The organism is Caulobacter sp. HJHS_5 (assembly GCF_056683955.1).
On sequence record NZ_JBWZNC010000004.1, the window covers coordinates 263541 to 279865 of the forward strand.

17 protein-coding genes are annotated in these 16325 nt (G+C 69.2%); 9 read left to right on the plus strand and 8 right to left on the minus strand.

Annotated elements, in window-relative coordinates:
* The first annotated feature begins 28 nt into the window (after positions 1-28).
* Genes ACFLIT_RS09585 through ACFLIT_RS09595 form a run of 3 tightly spaced genes read left to right on the plus strand, consistent with a single transcriptional unit; the run spans position 29 to position 2786 of the window.
* Positions 29-496 (plus strand): MerR family transcriptional regulator, encoded by a 468-nt coding sequence (locus ACFLIT_RS09585; RefSeq protein ID WP_479910995.1) that lies wholly within the window; start codon positions 29-31, stop codon positions 494-496.
* A gap of 38 nt (positions 497-534) precedes the next feature.
* The gene (locus tag ACFLIT_RS09590; protein ID WP_479910996.1) at positions 535-2316 is read left to right on the plus strand and encodes an acyl-CoA dehydrogenase C-terminal domain-containing protein; all 1782 of its coding nucleotides are present in this window, start codon (positions 535-537) and stop codon (positions 2314-2316) included.
* Complete coding sequence (locus ACFLIT_RS09595; RefSeq protein ID WP_479910997.1) at positions 2316-2786, plus strand: OsmC family protein; 471 nt, start codon at positions 2316-2318, stop codon at positions 2784-2786. The genes ACFLIT_RS09590 and ACFLIT_RS09595 overlap by 1 nt, the downstream gene beginning before the upstream one ends.
* A 2-nt stretch (positions 2787-2788) precedes the next feature.
* Here ACFLIT_RS09595 and ACFLIT_RS09600 read toward each other — a convergent pair whose 3' ends face one another.
* Positions 2789-3688, minus strand: coding sequence for a phytanoyl-CoA dioxygenase family protein (locus ACFLIT_RS09600; protein ID WP_479910998.1), 900 nt, complete (start codon positions 3686-3688; stop codon positions 2789-2791).
* Positions 3689-3801: 113 nt separating this feature from the next.
* On the opposite strand from ACFLIT_RS09600, the gene ACFLIT_RS09605 reads away from it, so the two are divergent.
* Positions 3802-5007 (plus strand): acetyl-CoA C-acetyltransferase, encoded by a 1206-nt coding sequence (locus ACFLIT_RS09605; RefSeq protein ID WP_479910999.1) that lies wholly within the window; start codon positions 3802-3804, stop codon positions 5005-5007.
* 186 nt (positions 5008-5193) lie between these two features.
* Entirely contained in the window at positions 5194-7401 is a 2208-nt protein-coding gene (locus ACFLIT_RS09610; RefSeq protein ID WP_479911000.1) for a 3-hydroxyacyl-CoA dehydrogenase NAD-binding domain-containing protein, read from the plus strand.
* Between the two features lie 129 nt (positions 7402-7530).
* On the opposite strand, the gene ACFLIT_RS09615 is transcribed toward ACFLIT_RS09610, so the two are convergent.
* Positions 7531-8022, minus strand: coding sequence for a tryptophan-rich sensory protein (locus ACFLIT_RS09615; protein ID WP_479911001.1), 492 nt, complete (start codon positions 8020-8022; stop codon positions 7531-7533).
* A 99-nt stretch (positions 8023-8121) separates the two neighbouring features.
* Between ACFLIT_RS09615 and ACFLIT_RS09620 the strand changes: the two genes are divergently transcribed.
* Positions 8122-8784 carry a retropepsin-like aspartic protease family protein gene (locus ACFLIT_RS09620; RefSeq protein ID WP_479911002.1) on the plus strand — a complete coding sequence of 221 codons (663 nt, stop codon included), beginning with the start codon at positions 8122-8124 and terminating at the stop codon, positions 8782-8784.
* 23 nt (positions 8785-8807) lie between these two features.
* On the opposite strand, the gene ACFLIT_RS09625 is transcribed toward ACFLIT_RS09620, so the two are convergent.
* Entirely contained in the window at positions 8808-9371 is a 564-nt protein-coding gene (locus ACFLIT_RS09625) for a DsrE family protein (protein WP_479911003.1), read from the minus strand.
* 52 nt (positions 9372-9423) lie between these two features.
* A complete protein-coding gene (locus ACFLIT_RS09630; protein ID WP_479911004.1) occupies positions 9424-9618 on the minus strand; it encodes a hypothetical protein in 195 nt (64 codons plus the stop codon).
* Between the two features lie 196 nt (positions 9619-9814).
* Here ACFLIT_RS09630 and ACFLIT_RS09635 point away from each other — a divergent pair, with 196 nt between their 5' ends.
* Together ACFLIT_RS09635 and ACFLIT_RS09640 are read left to right on the plus strand one after the other, a co-directional pair.
* Positions 9815-10384, plus strand: a complete 570-nt coding sequence (locus ACFLIT_RS09635; RefSeq protein ID WP_479911005.1) for a cytochrome b — start codon at positions 9815-9817, stop codon at positions 10382-10384.
* A 28-nt stretch (positions 10385-10412) separates the two neighbouring features.
* The gene (locus ACFLIT_RS09640; RefSeq protein ID WP_479911006.1) at positions 10413-10616 is read left to right on the plus strand and encodes a DUF2188 domain-containing protein; all 204 of its coding nucleotides are present in this window, start codon (positions 10413-10415) and stop codon (positions 10614-10616) included.
* Between the two features lie 65 nt (positions 10617-10681).
* Here the strand turns inward: ACFLIT_RS09640 and ACFLIT_RS09645 are convergent, their stop codons facing one another.
* On the minus strand, positions 10682-12427 hold the full coding sequence (locus tag ACFLIT_RS09645) for an ATP-binding protein (RefSeq protein ID WP_479911007.1): 1746 nt from the start codon (positions 12425-12427) through the stop codon (positions 10682-10684).
* A gap of 174 nt (positions 12428-12601) precedes the next feature.
* On the opposite strand from ACFLIT_RS09645, the gene ACFLIT_RS09650 reads away from it, so the two are divergent.
* Complete coding sequence (locus tag ACFLIT_RS09650) at positions 12602-13708, plus strand: SMP-30/gluconolactonase/LRE family protein (protein WP_479911008.1); 1107 nt, start codon at positions 12602-12604, stop codon at positions 13706-13708.
* A 9-nt stretch (positions 13709-13717) separates the two neighbouring features.
* Here ACFLIT_RS09650 and ACFLIT_RS09655 read toward each other — a convergent pair whose 3' ends face one another.
* Genes ACFLIT_RS09655 through ACFLIT_RS09665 form a run of 3 tightly spaced genes read right to left on the minus strand, consistent with a single transcriptional unit; the run spans position 13718 to position 16299 of the window.
* A complete protein-coding gene (locus ACFLIT_RS09655) occupies positions 13718-14131 on the minus strand; it encodes a very short patch repair endonuclease (RefSeq protein ID WP_479911009.1) in 414 nt (137 codons plus the stop codon).
* A 14-nt stretch (positions 14132-14145) separates the two neighbouring features.
* Positions 14146-15132, minus strand: a complete 987-nt coding sequence (gene cysK / locus ACFLIT_RS09660) for a cysteine synthase A (protein WP_479911010.1) — start codon at positions 15130-15132, stop codon at positions 14146-14148.
* Between the two features lie 51 nt (positions 15133-15183).
* Complete coding sequence (locus ACFLIT_RS09665; protein ID WP_479911011.1) at positions 15184-16299, minus strand: DNA cytosine methyltransferase; 1116 nt, start codon at positions 16297-16299, stop codon at positions 15184-15186.
* Positions 16300-16325: the final 26 nt, after the last annotated feature.

A 16325-nucleotide genomic window follows, 5' to 3' on the forward strand; every position in this document is an offset into this window, starting at 1 on the left:
TCGGTTCCGACCCCGCAGGGAGAGCTCCATGGCCGAAGCGCTGCGTCCCACCTTTTCGATCCGGCAGTTGTGCCGCGAATTCGAAGTCACGCCGCGGGCGCTGCGGTTCTACGAGGACAAGGGCCTGCTGGCCCCCGCCCGGGCCGGGCAGAACCGGGTCTATTCGCACCGCGATCGCGGGCGGCTGAAGCTGATCCTGCAGGGCAAGCGCATCGGCCTGTCGCTGACCGAGATCGGCGACCTGCTGGACCTCTACGATCACGACGACGGCGGTGCGATGCAGATGGCGGAAGCCCTGCCCGCTTTTCGCCGCAAGCTGGCCGACCTGCATCAGCAGCGCCTCGACATCGAGGAGGCGATCATCATGCTGACCCAGACCTGTGAGCGCATGGAGACGCGGCTTGCGGACGTGCGCCCCGATCTGCTGCCCCAGGCCGCCGACTACGAGCAGGTGCTGCGCGCCCGGCTCGACGGAGTGCTTGCGCACGCCAAATAAGTGACGACTTAAGTTCCCTTCACCCTGGAGACCCGCCCATGGCCTACCAAGCCCCGGTCCGCGACTACGCCTTCCTGCTGCGTGACGTGTTGAGGATCGAGAGCCACGCCAACCTGCCCGGCTTCGCCGAGGCGCCCATGGATCTGGTCGAGCAAATCCTCGACGGCGCGGCGCAGTTCACCGGCGAGGTGCTGGCCCCGCTGAACAAGGTAGGCGACGAGCATGGGTGCAAGTGGAACCCCGACAACACGGTGACGACGCCGCCGGGCTTCAAGGCGGCCTACGACCAGATGGTCGAGAACGGCTGGCCGCTGCTGGGCGTCGATCCGAAATGGGGCGGCCAGGGCCTGCCCTATGTGGTCAACCTGGCGGTCAGCGAGATGCTGAGCTCGTCGAACATGGCCTTCGCCATGTATCCGGGCCTGACGCACGGCGCCTATAAGGCGATCGAGGCGGCGGCGTCGGAAGAGCTGAAGGCGCTCTACCTGCCGAAGATGGCCTCGGGAGAGTGGTCGGGCACCATGAACCTGACCGAGCCGCACTGCGGCACCGACCTGGGCATGCTGCGCACGAAAGCTGTGCCCAGCGACGACGGAACCTATCGCATCAGCGGCCAGAAGATCTGGATCAGCGGCGGCGAGCAGGACTTCACCAACAACATCGTCCACCTGGTGCTGGCTCGCATCGAGGGCGCGCCGGCGGGCGTGAAGGGCATCAGCCTGTTCATCGTGCCCAGGCACATTCCCGACGCCGACGGCGAGCCGGGCGAGCGCAACACCGTGAAATGCGCCGGGCTCGAGGAAAAGATGGGCATCCACGGCAACGCCACCTGCGTGATGGCCTATGACGACGCCAAGGGCTGGCTGGTCGGCGAGGCCAACTCGGGCCTGAAGCTGATGTTCGTGATGATGAACGAGGCGCGTCTCGGCGTCGGGCTGCAGGGCGTCGCCCAGGCCGAGGCGGCCTACCAGGCGGCGGTCGCCTTCGCCAAGGACCGGCTGCAGGGCCGCTCGCTGACCGGGCCGAAGAATCCGGAAGGCCCGGCCGATCCGATCATCGTGCATCCCGACGTGCGGCGAATGCTGCTGGAATCCAAGGCGATCATCGAGGGCGGTCGCGCCTTCCTGTTCTGGACCGGCCTCAACGCCGACCTGCAGGCCAACCATCCCGACGAGGCGGTGCGCCAAAAGGCGGGCGACTACATGGCGCTGATGACGCCAGTACTTAAGGCATACCTTACAGACCGAGGCTTCGACATCTGTTCGATGGCCATGCAGACCCACGGCGGCTCGGGCTTCACCGAGCATTTCCCGGCCAGCCAGTACCTGCGCGACAGCCGCATCGCCATGATCTACGAGGGCGCCAACGGGGTGCAGGCCCTGGATCTGGTGGGCCGCAAGCTGGCGGCCAACGGCGGGCGGGCGATCATGACCTTCTTCGCCGAGGTCGACGGCTTCGTCGGCGAGAACGCCGGGGCCGACGAGCAGCTGAAGCCGTTCATCGAAGGCCTGGCCGACGCCAAGGCCAAGCTGCAGGACGCCACCCTTTGGCTGATGCAGAACGGCATCGCCAATCCCGACAACGCCGGCGCCGCCTCGACGCCCTACCTGCATCTCTTCGGGGTGACGGGACTGGCCTATATGTGGGCCCTGATGGCCAAGGCCGCCCTGGCCGGCGACCAGAGCGAGCGTTTCATCCAGACCAAGCTGGTCACAGGTCGCTGCTTCCTGGAGCGCGTGCTGCCCGATGCGGCGGCGCACCTGGCCAAGGCTAAGGCCGGCTCGGCGACGCTGATGGCCCTGCCGGCGGAGGCGTTCTAATGGCCCGTCATGGCGCGGTGGTGTCCTGGACGCTGCGGGAGGGCGACGATTTCGCGGCGGGGGCCTACAGCCGCGCGCACAGCCTGGCCTTCGACGGCGGCGCGGTGGTGGCCGGCTCGTCCTCGCCCAGCGTCGTGCCGCAATGGTCTGACGCGGCGGCGGTCGATCCGGAGGAACTGCTGATCGCCAGCGTCTCCAGCTGCCACATGCTGTGGTTCCTCGACCTGGCGCGCCGGGATGGCTGGGTGGTGGAGAGCTACCTCGACGCCGCCGAGGGCGTGATGGGCAAGATCGACGGCAAGACGGCGCTGGCGAAGGTCATACTTAAGCCAAAACTTATTTTCCAGGGCGAAACTCCTTCGGACGAGCGGATCGCCAGCCTGCACCACCGGGCGCACGAGCTCTGTTTCATCGCCAATTCGGTGAAGGCCGAGGTGACGGTGGAGTTGGCCGAGGAGGTCGTGGCGTGACTTCAGGCCTGGTTGACGCTGTTGGCCTTGATCGTCGCCGCGCCCCGAGCGTCGAGATCACGGCGGGTGGCGGCCAGGCTGAGCGGCCCCTTCAAAGTGGCGTTGACCGTGTCGATCCCCGTCCCCCCGGCGCCGGGCTTGCGTCCGATCAGGTAGCGCAGGCTCAGGCGCTCGTTATCGGCGGCGTCGGGCTGGGTGCCGTGCAGGGTGCAAGCGTGCCACATGGCGGCGTAACCGGCCGGGCCGGTGAGCAAGTGCTGGCGCGTCTGAACCTCGCCGCCACGGCCGTCGCGATAGAGCCAGCCGTCGCCGGACTTGGTGAGGTCGTGCGGGAACAGGCTGCCGCCCAGGCGGTGACTGTCCTCCAACAGGAACAGCGGGGCGTCATGAACCCCGACGTCGTGCAGATAGACGTAGAGGGTGACGAAGTCGGCCTCGCGGTCGGGGTAGTCGATCAGATCCTGGTGGAAGTCGATGCCGTAGAAATAGGTGACGTCGCGATACTCGGGGCGGACATAGGCGCCGAGGTTGTTGACCGGGTTGCCGTGGATGCGCGCCTTCAGCCAATCGGGCACGACGCTGGCCGGCACCCCGCAGATCAGCTTCTTGAGCACGATTTCGTAGCCGTCGCCGAGCAAGGCGGTGAGGGCCGAGACGACGGCCGGGTTCTGTTCGACGAAGGCGAGATCGGCCTCGTGGGCCTCCAGCAGGTTGCGCCCGGGGCGCGGATTGACGCCGACGTACTGAGGGTCGGCGTCGAACTCGGCCTCGCTGAGGAACAGGCTCGCGCCGTAATTGCGCGACGACTTAATCTTGGACAGCAAGGCCTGCGCCGCCGCCGCGTCGAGGCGCGGAAACGTGTGGTGGCCGTGGTCGATGAAATCGCCGATCGCCGGGTGCATGCTGGGGCCTCGCCCTCGGGCTCGCGTGCGAGCCCGGTCTCCAACTCGATATTGCCCGCATCCGACACCATCTTGGTTAACAACGAACAAGCCGTCTCACGGGAGGTCCGCCGATGACCGAAGCCTACATCTACGACGCGGTGCGAACGCCGCGCGGCAAGGGCAAGAAGGACGGCGCGCTGCACGAGATCACCGCCCTGTCCCTGGCGACCCAGGTGCTGGAGCAGCTGCGCGACCGGAGCAGCCTCGACACCGCCGTCGTCGACGACGTGATCCTGGGCTGCGTGATGCCGGTGGGCGAACAGGGCGCCGACATCGCCCGCACGGCCGTGCTGACCGCCAACTACGCCGAGACCACCGCCGGGGTGCAGATCAACCGCTTCTGCGCCTCGGGCCTGGAGGCCTGCAACATGGCCGCCGCCAAGGTGATGGTCGGCGAGGCCGACATGGTGATCGGCGGCGGCGTCGAGAGCATGAGCCGGGTGCCGATGTCGTCCGACGGCGGGGCCTGGCCGGTCGATCCGGCCAGCGCCTTCGACCACTATTTCGCGCCCCAGGGCATCAGCGCCGACCTGATCGCCACCCTGCACGGCTTTTCCCGCGCCGACGTCGACGCCTATGCGGTGGAAAGCCAGAGGCGCGCGGCCGCCGCCTGGGCCGACAAGCGCTTCGCCCGCTCGATCATTCCGGTGAAGGACCAGGCGGGGGCGATCATCCTCGACCACGACGAGCACATGCGGCCGGAAACGACCCTGCAAAGCCTCGGCGCGCTGAACGCCTCCTTCGCCACGCCCGGCGAGATGGGCTTCGATTCCGTGGTGATGCAACGCTATCCGCAGGTGGAGCGGATGGACCACGTGCACCACGCGGGCAATTCCTCGGGCATCGTCGACGGCGCGGCCGGCGTGCTGATCGGCAGCAAGGCGGCCGGCGACGCGGCGGGACTGAAGCCCCGGGCGCGGGTGAAGGGCATGGCCTCGATCGGCTCGGAGCCCTCGATCATGCTGACCGGCCCGTCGTTCGTGACCGAGAAGCTGCTGAAGAAGCTCGGGATGAGCGTCGGCGACATCGATCTCTATGAGCTGAACGAGGCCTTCGCGGCGGTGGTGCTGCGCTACCAGCAGGTTCTCGGCATTCCGTCCGACAAGCTGAACGTCAACGGCGGCGCCATCGCCATGGGCCACCCGCTCGGCGCGACCGGGGCGATGATCCTGGGGACGATGGTCGACGAGCTGGAGCGTTCGGACAAGGAAACCGCCCTCGTCACCCTGTGCGTCGGCGCTGGCATGGGCACGGCCATGGTCATCGAGCGGGTGTGATGTCCGCTTCCACCCCGCTCATCCCGGCGAAGGCCGGGACCCATGCTGACTCGCAAGGTCGATCGCGGCGCCGCAACCGCGCCGCCCGATCTGTCGACTCGGCTTGGACCCCGGCCTTCGCCGGGGAGAGCGGATTTTCCTGAATTTCCAACGGTCCGTCCGGACCCCAGAGCGAGCAGAACCGCCATGGAAAACTTCAAGACCGACCTCGACGCCGACGGCATCCTGCTCGTCACGCTCGACGCGCCCGGCAAGAGCATGAACACCCTCACCGCCAAGGGCATCGCCGAGCTTTCGGAGATCATCGAGCGGATCACGACCGACGCCGCCGTGAAGGGCGCGGTGATCTGCTCGGGCAAGGCCAGCGGCTTCTGCGCCGGGGCCGACCTCGACGAGATGGGCGCCATGACCGGCGGTGTGCTCGGCAAGGGCCTCGACGGCCTGACCGACGCCGAACTGAAGGCCGCCGAGGCCGCCGCCTTCGGGCTTTCGGCGGTCTATCGCCGGCTGGAGACCTGCGGCAAGCCGGTGGCCGTGGCCATCGAGGGCCTGTGCTTCGGCGGCGGGTTCGAGCTGGCGCTGGCCTGCCATTACCGCGTCGTGGCCGACGGGCCCAAGGTGCAGCTGGCCCTGCCCGAGGCCAAGGTCGGCCTGCTGCCCGGCGGGGGCGGCACCCAGCGCCTGACCCGCCTGCTCGGGGTGATGGCCGCCGCGCCCTATCTGCTCGAGGGCAAGTCGATGAAGCCGCAGGAGGCGCTCGGCCTCAAGGCGATCCACGAGGTCTGCGCCCTGGGCCAGGCGGTGGACAAGGCCAAGGCCTGGGTGCGCACCGGCCCCCGCGCCGTCGCGCCGTGGGACGAGAAGGATTTCAAGATTCCCGGCGGCGGCCCCTATCACCCGGCCGGCTTCCAGATCTTCGTTATGGGCATCGCCATGCTGCGCAAGCAGACCTACGGCAACTATCCCGCCCAGCTGAACATCCTGCGCTGCGTCTACGAAGGCCTGCAGGTTCCCATCGACGCCGCCCTGCGCATCGAGAGCCGCTACTTCCTGAAGACCATCGCCACGCCCCAGGCCGCCGGCATGCTGCGCACCCTGTTCGGCTCCATGCAGGCCATCGGCAAGGGCTCCGGCCGCCCGAAGGACGAGCCGAAGGCCGATGTGAAGAAGGTGGCCGTGCTCGGCGCCGGGATGATGGGCGCGGGCATCGCCTATGTGCAGGCCATGGCCGGCATCGAGACCGTGCTAATCGACCAGACGCAGGAGGCGGCCGACAAGGGCAAGGCCCACGTGAAGGACCTGGTGCAGAAGCGGGTCGGGCGCGGCCAGATGACGGCCGAGGCGGGGGAGGCGACCCTGGCGCTCGTCAACGCCACTACGGATTACGAAGCGATCCAGGGATCGGACCTGGTCATCGAGGCGGTGTTCGAAAACCGGGAGGTGAAGGCGGAGGTTACCAAGAAGGCCGAGGCCATGCTGGCGCCCGGCGCCGTGTTCGGCTCCAACACCAGCACCTTGCCGATCACGGGGCTCGCGGAAGCCTCGGTCCGCCCGGACGACTTCATCGGCATCCACTTCTTCTCGCCGGTCGACAAGATGATGCTGGTCGAGATCATCCGCGGGGCCAAGACCAGCGACCACGCGGCGGCCGTGGCCATCGACTACAGCCTGAAGATCAAGAAGACCCCGATCGTGGTGAACGACAGCCGGGGCTTCTACACCTCGCGCTGCTTCGTCACCTTCGTGCAGGAAGGCATGGAGATGCTGACCGAGGGCATCGCCCCGGCGACCATCGACAATGTGGGGCGAATGAGCGGCATGCCGCGCGGCCCCCTGGAAATGAGCGACGACATCGCGCTGGACCTCGCCCACAAGATCACCGAGGCGACCAAGAAGGACCTGGGCGAGGCCTATGTGGCCCGGCCGCTGGACGCCGTGGTCGAGAAGATGGTCGTGGAGCTCGGCCGCTATGGCCGCAAGAACGGCAAGGGCTTCTACGACTACCCGGAAGGCGGCGGGCCGAAACGCTTGTGGCCCGGCCTTTCCGACCTCGCGCCGGTCACCCAGAAGGACGCCGAGCCGCCGTTCGTGGCCGAGCTGAAGACCCGCCTGCTCTACCGCCAGGCCATCGAGGCCGCCCGCTGCATGCAGGAGGGCGTGGTCACCGACCCGCGCGACGCCGACGTCGGCTCCATCCTGGCCTGGGGCTTCGCGCCCTGGACCGGCGGGGTGATCAGCTACATCGACGGCATCGGGCTGGCGAAGTTCGTCGCCGAGGCCGACCGGCTGGCGGCGACCTACGGCCCGAGGTTCGAGCCGCCGCAACTGCTGCGCGACATGGCGGCCAAGGGCGAGCGGTTCTACCCGGAAACGGCCGGGGTGAAGGCGGCTTAAGCTCCTTTCCCCCTCGAAGGGGGAAAGGCCGGGATTGGGGGTGACTGCGGACGTTCCGACCGCCGTGGCCTCGCCGGACAGTCTGCACCCCCATCCCTGACCCTTCCCCCTTCAACAGGGGGAAGGGAACTACCGCGACGGCGTCGCCGCCAGCGACGCCAGCCCCGCGAATCCCGACGGGGCGGCCACGCTGGCCGCCTTTTGATCGACGTCCGCCGCCGCGCGGGCGTAGGCGGCGGTCAGGCCCGCCGTGGCGGTGGCGGCCAGCACCTGCTCGGTCTTGCCGGTCGGCCGCCAGAAGGTCAGGGCCAGGTTCGAGGCCTGCAGCACGCCCCATAGGCCGAGCGCCCGCGTCCGCGCCCGGCTGTCCGGCGCGTTCCACACGCGCAGCGCCGCCAGGGTGGTGACCGAGAACACCGCCGGCCACATCGCCTTGACCATCGGATGCCGCACCGGCTCGCCCCCGGGCGCCACGGCCGGCGCCCGCCGCGCCGACAGCGCGGCCGTGACCCCGATCAGCAGGGCCGCTATCCCCGCGCCGAGCGCGACATGCCCCACGCTGCGCCCCTCGGCGTTGAGGGACTCGACGGCTTTGTCCTGGGCCTTGTCGGCGAGGGTCATGGGGGTTTCTCCGCTGTATCAGCGGAATGGCGCGCGGAGACTTGGGTTCCAGCGGCTGCCCCCTTGCCACCGACGCCCGCCCCGCGCATTCCCTTCTGCATGCCCGTCGCCGTCACGCCTGAATGGCAGAAGATCGCCCTCTACGCCGCCGTCGCGGCGGTGGTGCTGTTCGGGCTGTTTCGGATTCCGAAGGTCGGGGCGGTGATCCGAGGAGCGTTCAGCCTGGCGTTGCTGGGGCTGTTCATTTTCGTGGTGCTGCGGCAGGCGCCGTTCGAGCCGGCGCTGGCGGGGATCGCCGACAAGCTGGGGCTTTCCGGCCAGGCGGTGGCCGGGCGCGAGGTGCGCATCCGGATGAGCCCGGACGGGCATTTCTGGGCGGCGGCGAGCGTGAACGGCCTGCCCCGGCGGATGCTGATCGACAGCGGGGCGACGGTGACGGCCCTGTCGCGGGAGACAGCCGACGCGGCGGGCGTGGAGGCTGAGATGCGCGTCATGCCGATGATGCTGCGCACCGCCAACGGCGTGGTGCAGGCGCAGACCGCCACCATCGACCGGCTGGATCTGGGCGCGCCGACGATCACGACCGCGCGCGGCTCGATGTCCGCCGGCGAGGCGGCCATCGCGGCGCGCGGACTGAAGGCGGTGATCAGCCCCGCCCTCGGCCCGGTCGACATCCTCGGCATGAACTTCCTCACCCAGCTGGAGAGCTGGCGGGTGGAGGGGCGGGTGCTGATCCTCACGCCGAAGACGCCGGCGGGTTGAGGGGCGAGCCCCCTACGGGCCGGCTAGCGATCGACCTTCACATAGCCTTGCAACTGCAGGTCGATCAGAGTGACCGTGGCCGAAAGGTTGAGGTGGGCCGGGGGGCGGATGTCGGCGGCGACATAGTTCTGCTCGCGGGCCGAGACGCCGCAGACGACGAACTTGACGCCGGCCGCCTCAAGCTCGCGCAGAATGGCGGCGTTGGGGTTGCCCTGGCCGCCCGCGCGGCGGCGATAAACGTCGTCGGTGGTGACGGTGACGATGGTCGGGCCGTGGAAGATCGCGGTGGCCTGGATATTCTGCGCGGGCACGCCGTAGCTGCGATAGGTGTTGATCAGGCGGGCGGCGGCGATCAGGGCGGGGCTGACCTCGTCGGGCCGGCTTGGCATGCTCTTGATGTCGAGCGCCAGCTTGTAGACACGGGCCGGATCGGGCTTGTCGGTGGCGCCGGCGACGTCGGGAATGACCCCCGCGGAGGGTACGGGCAAAACCGGCTGCGCCTCGGCGACAGCGGGCGTGAGGCAACCGAGAGCCAGCGCGAGAAGCGGACCGCGGGCCATGCGGGCGGAAGTCAGAAACCGGGTCACAGGGCGCCTCCAGGGAATGACCCCGGCAGCCTAGCGGATCGCCGGACGGGCGCTAGGCCCCTGCCCCCACCGGCTCCGCTTCACGCATAAGAGCGCGGAGTTCGCGGCGGATCGAGGCGCCGGCGAAGGCGGGATCGATGCCCCAATAGCCTTCGCGCTTCAGCGCCTTGCCGACGCCGGTGACGGTGGTGAACTTGCCTGAGCGCGCCAACTGGTACGCGCGTTCTATGAGGGGCGTCTGCGGCATGGGGCCGCCTTTCGCATGAGGTCTCGCGGCGGCTGTCTCCCGCCGAGGCCGAAAACAGTAAATAGCCGCGCCTTGGCGAACGCAAGCGGAGCCGCAGACACGGACGAGCACGTCTAGCCCAGGCGCCTCGCCACTCGCCCTTGTGCGAACGCGTCGCATTCGCCAGAAAGCTCGGCTGTCCTCGAGGAGCTTCGCCGTGCCCGCCCCTTCCGCCCCCCATCGCTACTCCAACGTCGCCATCGCGCTGCACTGGATCATCGCTGTGCTGGTGCTGGCGCAGATCGCCCTGATCTGGGGCGTGGACGCCAAGGGGCCGTCGGCGCGGCTGTGGGGCGATATCCACAAGGCCGACGGCATCGCCATAATGCTGCTGACCCTGGCGCGGCTGGGCTGGCGGCTGGGGCACAGGCCGCCGGCGTTGCCGGAGGAGACCCCGGCGTGGCAGGCCTGGGCGGCGCGGGGCACGCAGTTCGGCTTCTACGCCCTGCTGCTGATCTTCCCGATCACCGGCTGGATCGCCTCGTCGATGTTCGCCCGCCATATCGACATGTGGGGACTGTTCGACTGGCCGTTGCTGCCGATCCGGGGAACGCGGCCCGAGGCCCTGGCGGTGATGGATATCCATCGCCTGGGCGCCAAGGCGCTGTACGTGCTTCTGGCGCTGCATGTGCTGGGCGCGCTGAAGCATCAGTTCGCCGAGAAGAACGGCGTGTTACGCGCAATGCTGCCGTTGGTTCCCGCGCCGGGAAAAAAGTTAAATCCCTAAAAGGAGTTAGGGTGTGCTACTGGGACGGATGCGAAATCCTCCCGACAGGCTCATCTTCACCGTCACGCGCGACCGCGACCAGTGGGCGGTGGAGCACCTGGGCGAACATTCCGAACACAGCCGCGACCGCAACGAGGCGCTCGCCGCCGCCAATCGCATGGCCCGCAAGGCCATCGACGCGGGTCAGGCCTGCCAGGTGCGGGTCAGCGGCCAAGTCGGCTACTTCACCTAGGCTCTACTTTCTAATGTTTAGAGCGCGCCCGGGCGGGTCAACCGCGCACACTTAACCCTGGCGCCCTAGCCCACCAGCTTGGCGATGGCCGTGAACAGCTCGGCCAGTTCGATGGGCTTGGCCACCACCTCGTCCATGCCGGCGGCGCGGTAGTCGGCCTGCTGATGCGCCATGACGTTGGCGGTGAGGGCGACGATGGGCGTGCGGCGCCCTTCAGGACCTTCCGCGTCGCGAATGGCGCGAGCGGCGGCGACGCCGTCCATCACCGGCATCTGCACGTCCATCAGGATCAGGTCGAAGGGCCGGCCGGCCTCGACGGCGGCGCGCCAGGCGTCGACGGCCTGGACGCCGTCGCCCACGAAGGCGACATCGGCGGCCAGGGACTCCAGCAGGGTCTTCAGCACCAGCTGGTTCATCGGATTGTCCTCGGCGGCGAGGATGCGCAGCGGGCGGTCCTCGATGGCGGAGGGCACGCCCGGATCGATGGGCAGGGCGGCGGGCTCCGGGCCGGCGGCGCGGGGGAGCGGCAGGCGGACGGTGAATTCCGAGCCGTGGTCGACCTCGCTGCGCACAGTGATGGAGCCGCCCATCAGCTCGACCAACTCGCGGGCGATCGACAGGCCCAGGCCTGAGCCGCCGAACCGGCGGGTGGTGGAGGCCGCGCCCTGGACGAAGCGATCGAACAGGGTGGGCAGACGCTCGGGCGAAATGCCGGGGCCGGTGTCGGCGCAGACCACCTCCAGCGCGCCTCGGTCGACGGAAAGGCGCACGGCGACGGCGCCCTCGACCGTGAACTTCGCGGCGTTGGAGACCAGGTTGAACAGGATCTGGCGCAGCCGCACCAGGTCGCCGCGCCACAGGCCCTCGGCCTCGGGCTCGACATCGAGCACCAGGGCGACGCCCTTTTCCGCCGCCAGGGGCGCGAAGGCGGCGCAGGCGGTGCGGGCGAGTTCGGCCACGTCGACGGCGGCCTCCTCCAGTTCGAGGCGGCCGGCCTCGATGCGGGCGAAGTCGAGAATATCGTTGAGCAGGGCCGAGAGCACCTCGCCGCCCTGGCGCATGACGTCGAGCCGGGCCTGCTGGCGGGGCGGCAGGGGCTCGCGGGCCATCGCCTGGGCCATGCCCAGCACCCCGTTGAGGGGCGTGCGGATTTCGTGGCTCATGGTGGCGAGGAAGACCGACTTGGCCGCATTGGCGGTCTCGGCGGCCTGTTTGGCGCGTTCGAGCTCGGCCTGGGTCTCGACCAGGGCGCGGGCGGCCTTGACGTTGCGATAGGCCGAGATCGCCGCGTAGATCGCCAGGATCACCAGGCCGACGAAGGCCATCGCCTGGTGCGCGCCGGGAAAGCGCGGGGCCAGCAGGGGCGCGGCGATCATCGTCGCCGACACCGGGACGGCGAACATCACCAGGGCGAGGTTGGAGCGGAAGGCGAAGCTGATAGCGTTGAGCAGCAGGCTGCTCCAGATCAGCTGGGCCAGGAAGGCGCCGCCGCGCGTGGGGTCGAGCCAGTAGAACAGGCTGAGCAACAACCAGCTGGCGCAACCGCCAAGCGCCGAGGCCATGTAGGCCAGACGACGGCGATCGCTGACCGGCTCGCCGCGCGTGAACGGTCCGGTGACGGCCCACATCCAGCCCTCGCAAACGAGGATGGCCGCGCCCCAGATCGCGGCCCGGCTGACATCGAGGGTGAGGACGACCAGGGCGACGACAACGGCGGCGGCGACCAGCCGCGCGGGACCCAGACGCCGCGAGTCGGCGGCGACCAGGTCGAGCTGGGAGAGCGACAGGGGGAAGCGGGACAGCGGCGGCACGGCGCCATTTGGGCGATGAGGCCGAAAAAATCCCTTAACTACAACGAATACCGACGGTCGCCGAAGGTTCTCGCAGATTGAGGGTCTGAAATAATCGGGTCGCAGCTAGACGCTAGGACTCCCACCGACCCCAATTGTATACTGGGCGAAAATAAGAGGGAGGCGATACGCCACATGACGACCCTAGACCGCCGTAAGCTGCTCGGCCTCGCCGGGACCGCGGCCCTGACTTCCGCCGTCGCGAAGTCGGCCTTCGCTCAAGCCCCGGCTCAGCCGGCTCCGGGCGGCCCGCCCGCCGGCGCCGCCCCCGGCGCTCCGGCTGGCCCGCCGCGCCCGCCGCGCCCGCCTTACGACCCGAACGCGCCGCTGAAGGTGGAGATCGGCCGCCTGAAGGCGCTGGACCCGTCGTTCAACGTCCTGGCCGACGACGGCGCCGTGGTCGAACGTATCGCCAATGTGGAAGGCAACGCCGAGGGCCCGTGCTGGGTGCCCGAGAACGGCGGCTATCTGATCCATTCCGACCCGCCCAAGAACATCATGTGGAAGTGGGACCCGAAGGACTACAGCCACACCATCTTCAAGAAGCCGTCGGGCTTCTTCGGAGCCGACCCGGACAACGTGTTCCGGGAAGCCGGCTCGAACGGCATCCACTACTGGAAGGGCTTCCTGATCTACGCCGACAGCGGCAACCGCACGGTGATGAAGCTCAACCTGAAGACCATGAAGACCGAGGTCCTGGCGGACCGCTTTGGCGACAAGCGTCTGAACAGCCCGAACGACATCGCCATCGCCAAGGACGGCACGATCTTCTTCACCGACCCGCCCTACGGCCTGAACGGCGTGGCGAACTCGAAGTACGTTGAGCTCGATTTCCACGGCGTGTTCCGCCTGGGCACCGACGGCGAGATCACCGTGGTCGACAAGTCGCCGCTGATCAACGGCATCGGCCTGTCGCCCGATGGGACCAAGCTCTACACCTGCGGCGGCCGCGCCAACCGCGCGGTGTTCGACGTCGACTCCCGCAACCGCACCTCCAACAAGCGCAACTTCGGCGTCGAGAACGAAACCGGCGGCGACGGCATGAAGGTCGACGCCCAGGGCAACCTGTGGTGCTCGGGCGGCCCTGGCCTGATCATCTTCAACCCCGCCGGCAAGCGCATAGGCGTGATGGAGACCAACCTCGGCGCCTCGAACTGCTACTTCGGCACCGACGGCTACATCTACATCACCATGGGCCACTCGGTCGGCCGGGTGAAGGTGAAGGTGAAGGGCCTGCCGTAGACCCAGGCCTCAAGCCTGAACGAGAAGCGCGGCGAGCCTGGCCTCCAGGCTCGCCGTTTCCTTGAGATCGCACTCCCAGATCGTCTCGACCCGCCAGCCGGCCGCCCGCAGGGCCTCCTGGCTGCGGGCGTCGCGCTCGACATTGCGGCCGACCTTGGCGGTCCAGTACTCCCGGTTGGCCTTGGGAACCCGCGAGCCGCGCGCGCAGTCGTGGCCATGCCAGAAGCAGCCGTGCACGAAGATCGCCAGGCGGCGCCCGGGCAGGACGATGTCGGGCTTGCCCGGCAGGTCCTTGCGATGCAGCCGATACCGCGCGCCCAGGCGGGTGAGCGCCTTGCGGACCTTCATCTCCGGCCCGGTATCCTTGCCCTTCACCCGCGCCATGACCCGCGAGCGCGTGGCGGGATCGAAGACGTCGGTCATGGGCGGAGAGCCCGTCAGAGCCCCTCGAACAGCGCCGTCGACAGGTAGCGTTCGGCGAAGCTGGGGATGATGGCGACGATCAGCTTGCCTTCCCATTCCGGCTGCAGGGCCAGGTCGAAGGCGGCGGCGAGGGCCGCGCCGGAGGAGATGCCGACCGGGATGCCTTCCACCGAGGCGGCCTTGCGGGCCATATTGAAGCTGTCGTCGTTGGAGACCTGGATGATCTCGTCGATGACGCCGCGGTCGAGCACGCCCGGCACGAAGCCGGCGCCGATGCCCTGGATCTTGTGCGGGCCGGGCGCGCCGCCGGAGAGCACGGCCGAGGCCTCGGGCTCGACGGCGACCATCTTCAGCGACGGCTTGCGCGCCTTCAGCACCTGACCGATGCCGGTGATGGTGCCGCCGGTGCCGACGCCGGAGACGACGGCGTCGACGCGGCCCTCGGTGTCGTTCCAGATTTCCTCGGCGGTGGAGACCTTGTGGACCTGCGGGTTGGCCAGGTTCTCGAACTGCTGCGGCATCACCGAGCCGGGGATTTCGGCCAGCAGTTCCTGGGCGCGGGCGACGGCGCCGCGCATGCCCTTCTCGGCCGGGGTCAGCTCCAGCCTGGCGCCGAGCAGCACCAGCATCTTGCGGCGCTCGATCGACATGCTCTCTGGCATGACCAGGATCAGCGGATAGCCCTTGGCGGCGGCCACGAAGGCCAGCGCGATGCCGGTGTTGCCGCTGGTCGGCTCGATGATGGTTCCGCCCGGCTTCAGGATGCCGTTGAGCTCCAGGGCCTCGACCATGGCGGCGCCGATCCGGTCCTTCACCGAATTGATCGGGTTGAAGAACTCCAGCTTGGCGACGACCTCGGCCTTGGCGCCGAGCTCGGCCGAGAGGCGCGGCAGGCGCACCAGCGGGGTGTCGCCGATCAGGTCGATCACCGAGTCGTAGATCTTGCCCCGGCCTTTGCGGGCGTAGTTGTGAGCGTCGTAGGTGGGGGTCTTGGCGTCCATGGGGCGTCCCTCGTCTTGGCGCGCGACTTTAAGCCGAGCGTAGCGGTAGGACTAGGCCGCCGCTTCGGATTCCGCGTCGTTCAGGGCGTCCGCGAGAGGCGTCAGCAGCCGCTCGGACAGCCAGCGGACGACGGGCACGGCGACGCCGTCGCCAATCACGTGCAGGGCGGCGGTGGCGCGGGGCGGCAGGCGGTAGGTTTCGGGCAGGCCCATCAGGCGGGCGCCTTCGCGCGGGGTGATCAGGCGCGAGCGCACCTTGCCCTCCTCCGCGATGACCAGCATCTGACGCGACGAGCCGCCGCGCGGCGTGCGCAGGCAGCCCGCGAGGCCGTCGGTGCGAACCTCGGCGCGCTGGGCGTCGCCACGCATGCGTCGGAAGACGGCGCCGACGACGCGCTCGCCGGACTGCGAGAGGCGGGCGCGGTGGGCGGGGACCATGAGGCCCAGCAGGCGGTCGGTGTCCTCGGCCGGCCGACAGGGGGCGTCGAAATCCAGCACGGAAGCGAGGTCGGCGTTGCGCGTCGGCGGCGCGGCGAGGCGCCAGTCGATCCAATGGCGGCGCAGCGCGGCGGGCAGGCGCTCGCGCGCCTGACGGACGGCGCGGGTCGAGAACACGCTGTCGCCCATAAGGGACGGCGGCGCGGCCCCGCGCACGGCGACGACGAAGACGCGGGGCCGCGACTGCGGGGTGAAACGGGCGGCGTCGATCTCGAGGGCGCCGAAGCGGTAGCCCTGTTCGGACAGGGCCTGGCAGAGGGCGGTGAAGTCGGCGCCGCCGTTGGAGGTGAACAGGCCGACGACGTTCTCGACGACGACGATGCGCGGGGCGCGCCCCTCGGCGCCGAGCCCTTCGACCAGCTTCCAGAAGCCGAAGAAGGCGCTGGAGCGGCCGCCGGCCAAGCCCGCGCGCACGCCGGCGAGGCTGAAGTCCTGGCAGGGGCTGGAGGCCCAGGCCAAGTCGGCCTCGCCCGGAAGGTCGGCCGGCGTCAGGGCGAAGACATCGCCTTGGCGGAAGTGGTCGCCGCCGTGATTGTCGCGATAGGCGGCGGCCTTCAGCGGGTCGAAGTCGTTGGCGAAGGCGCAGGTCCAGGCGTCGCCGAAGCCCAGGCGGGCCATGCCGCCGCCGGCGAAAAACTCATAGAAGGTGCGCGCGCGTTGCGGGGCCATCGAATCGGCAGTTTAGTCGGGCGAGC

Bases quoted from the DNA above. Each gene is read 5' to 3' on its own strand.
- ACFLIT_RS09585 (WP_479910995.1), top strand. From the start codon at position 29: ATGGCCGAAGCGCTGCGTCCCACCTTTTCGATCCGGCAGTTGTGCCGC.
- ACFLIT_RS09590 (WP_479910996.1), top strand. From the start codon at position 535: ATGGCCTACCAAGCCCCGGTCCGCGACTACGCCTTCCTGCTGCGTGAC.
- ACFLIT_RS09595 (WP_479910997.1), top strand. From the start codon at position 2,316: ATGGCCCGTCATGGCGCGGTGGTGTCCTGGACGCTGCGGGAGGGCGAC.
- ACFLIT_RS09600 (WP_479910998.1), bottom strand. From the start codon at position 3,688: ATGCACCCGGCGATCGGCGATTTCATCGACCACGGCCACCACACGTTT.
- ACFLIT_RS09605 (WP_479910999.1), top strand. From the start codon at position 3,802: ATGACCGAAGCCTACATCTACGACGCGGTGCGAACGCCGCGCGGCAAG.
- ACFLIT_RS09610 (WP_479911000.1), top strand. From the start codon at position 5,194: ATGGAAAACTTCAAGACCGACCTCGACGCCGACGGCATCCTGCTCGTC.
- ACFLIT_RS09615 (WP_479911001.1), bottom strand. From the start codon at position 8,022: ATGACCCTCGCCGACAAGGCCCAGGACAAAGCCGTCGAGTCCCTCAAC.
- ACFLIT_RS09620 (WP_479911002.1), top strand. From the start codon at position 8,122: ATGCCCGTCGCCGTCACGCCTGAATGGCAGAAGATCGCCCTCTACGCC.
- ACFLIT_RS09630 (WP_479911004.1), bottom strand. From the start codon at position 9,618: ATGCCGCAGACGCCCCTCATAGAACGCGCGTACCAGTTGGCGCGCTCA.
- ACFLIT_RS09640 (WP_479911006.1), top strand. From the start codon at position 10,413: ATGCGAAATCCTCCCGACAGGCTCATCTTCACCGTCACGCGCGACCGC.
- ACFLIT_RS09650 (WP_479911008.1), top strand. From the start codon at position 12,602: ATGACGACCCTAGACCGCCGTAAGCTGCTCGGCCTCGCCGGGACCGCG.
- ACFLIT_RS09655 (WP_479911009.1), bottom strand. From the start codon at position 14,131: ATGACCGACGTCTTCGATCCCGCCACGCGCTCGCGGGTCATGGCGCGG.
- cysK (WP_479911010.1), bottom strand. From the start codon at position 15,132: ATGGACGCCAAGACCCCCACCTACGACGCTCACAACTACGCCCGCAAA.
- ACFLIT_RS09665 (WP_479911011.1), bottom strand. From the start codon at position 16,299: ATGGCCCCGCAACGCGCGCGCACCTTCTATGAGTTTTTCGCCGGCGGC.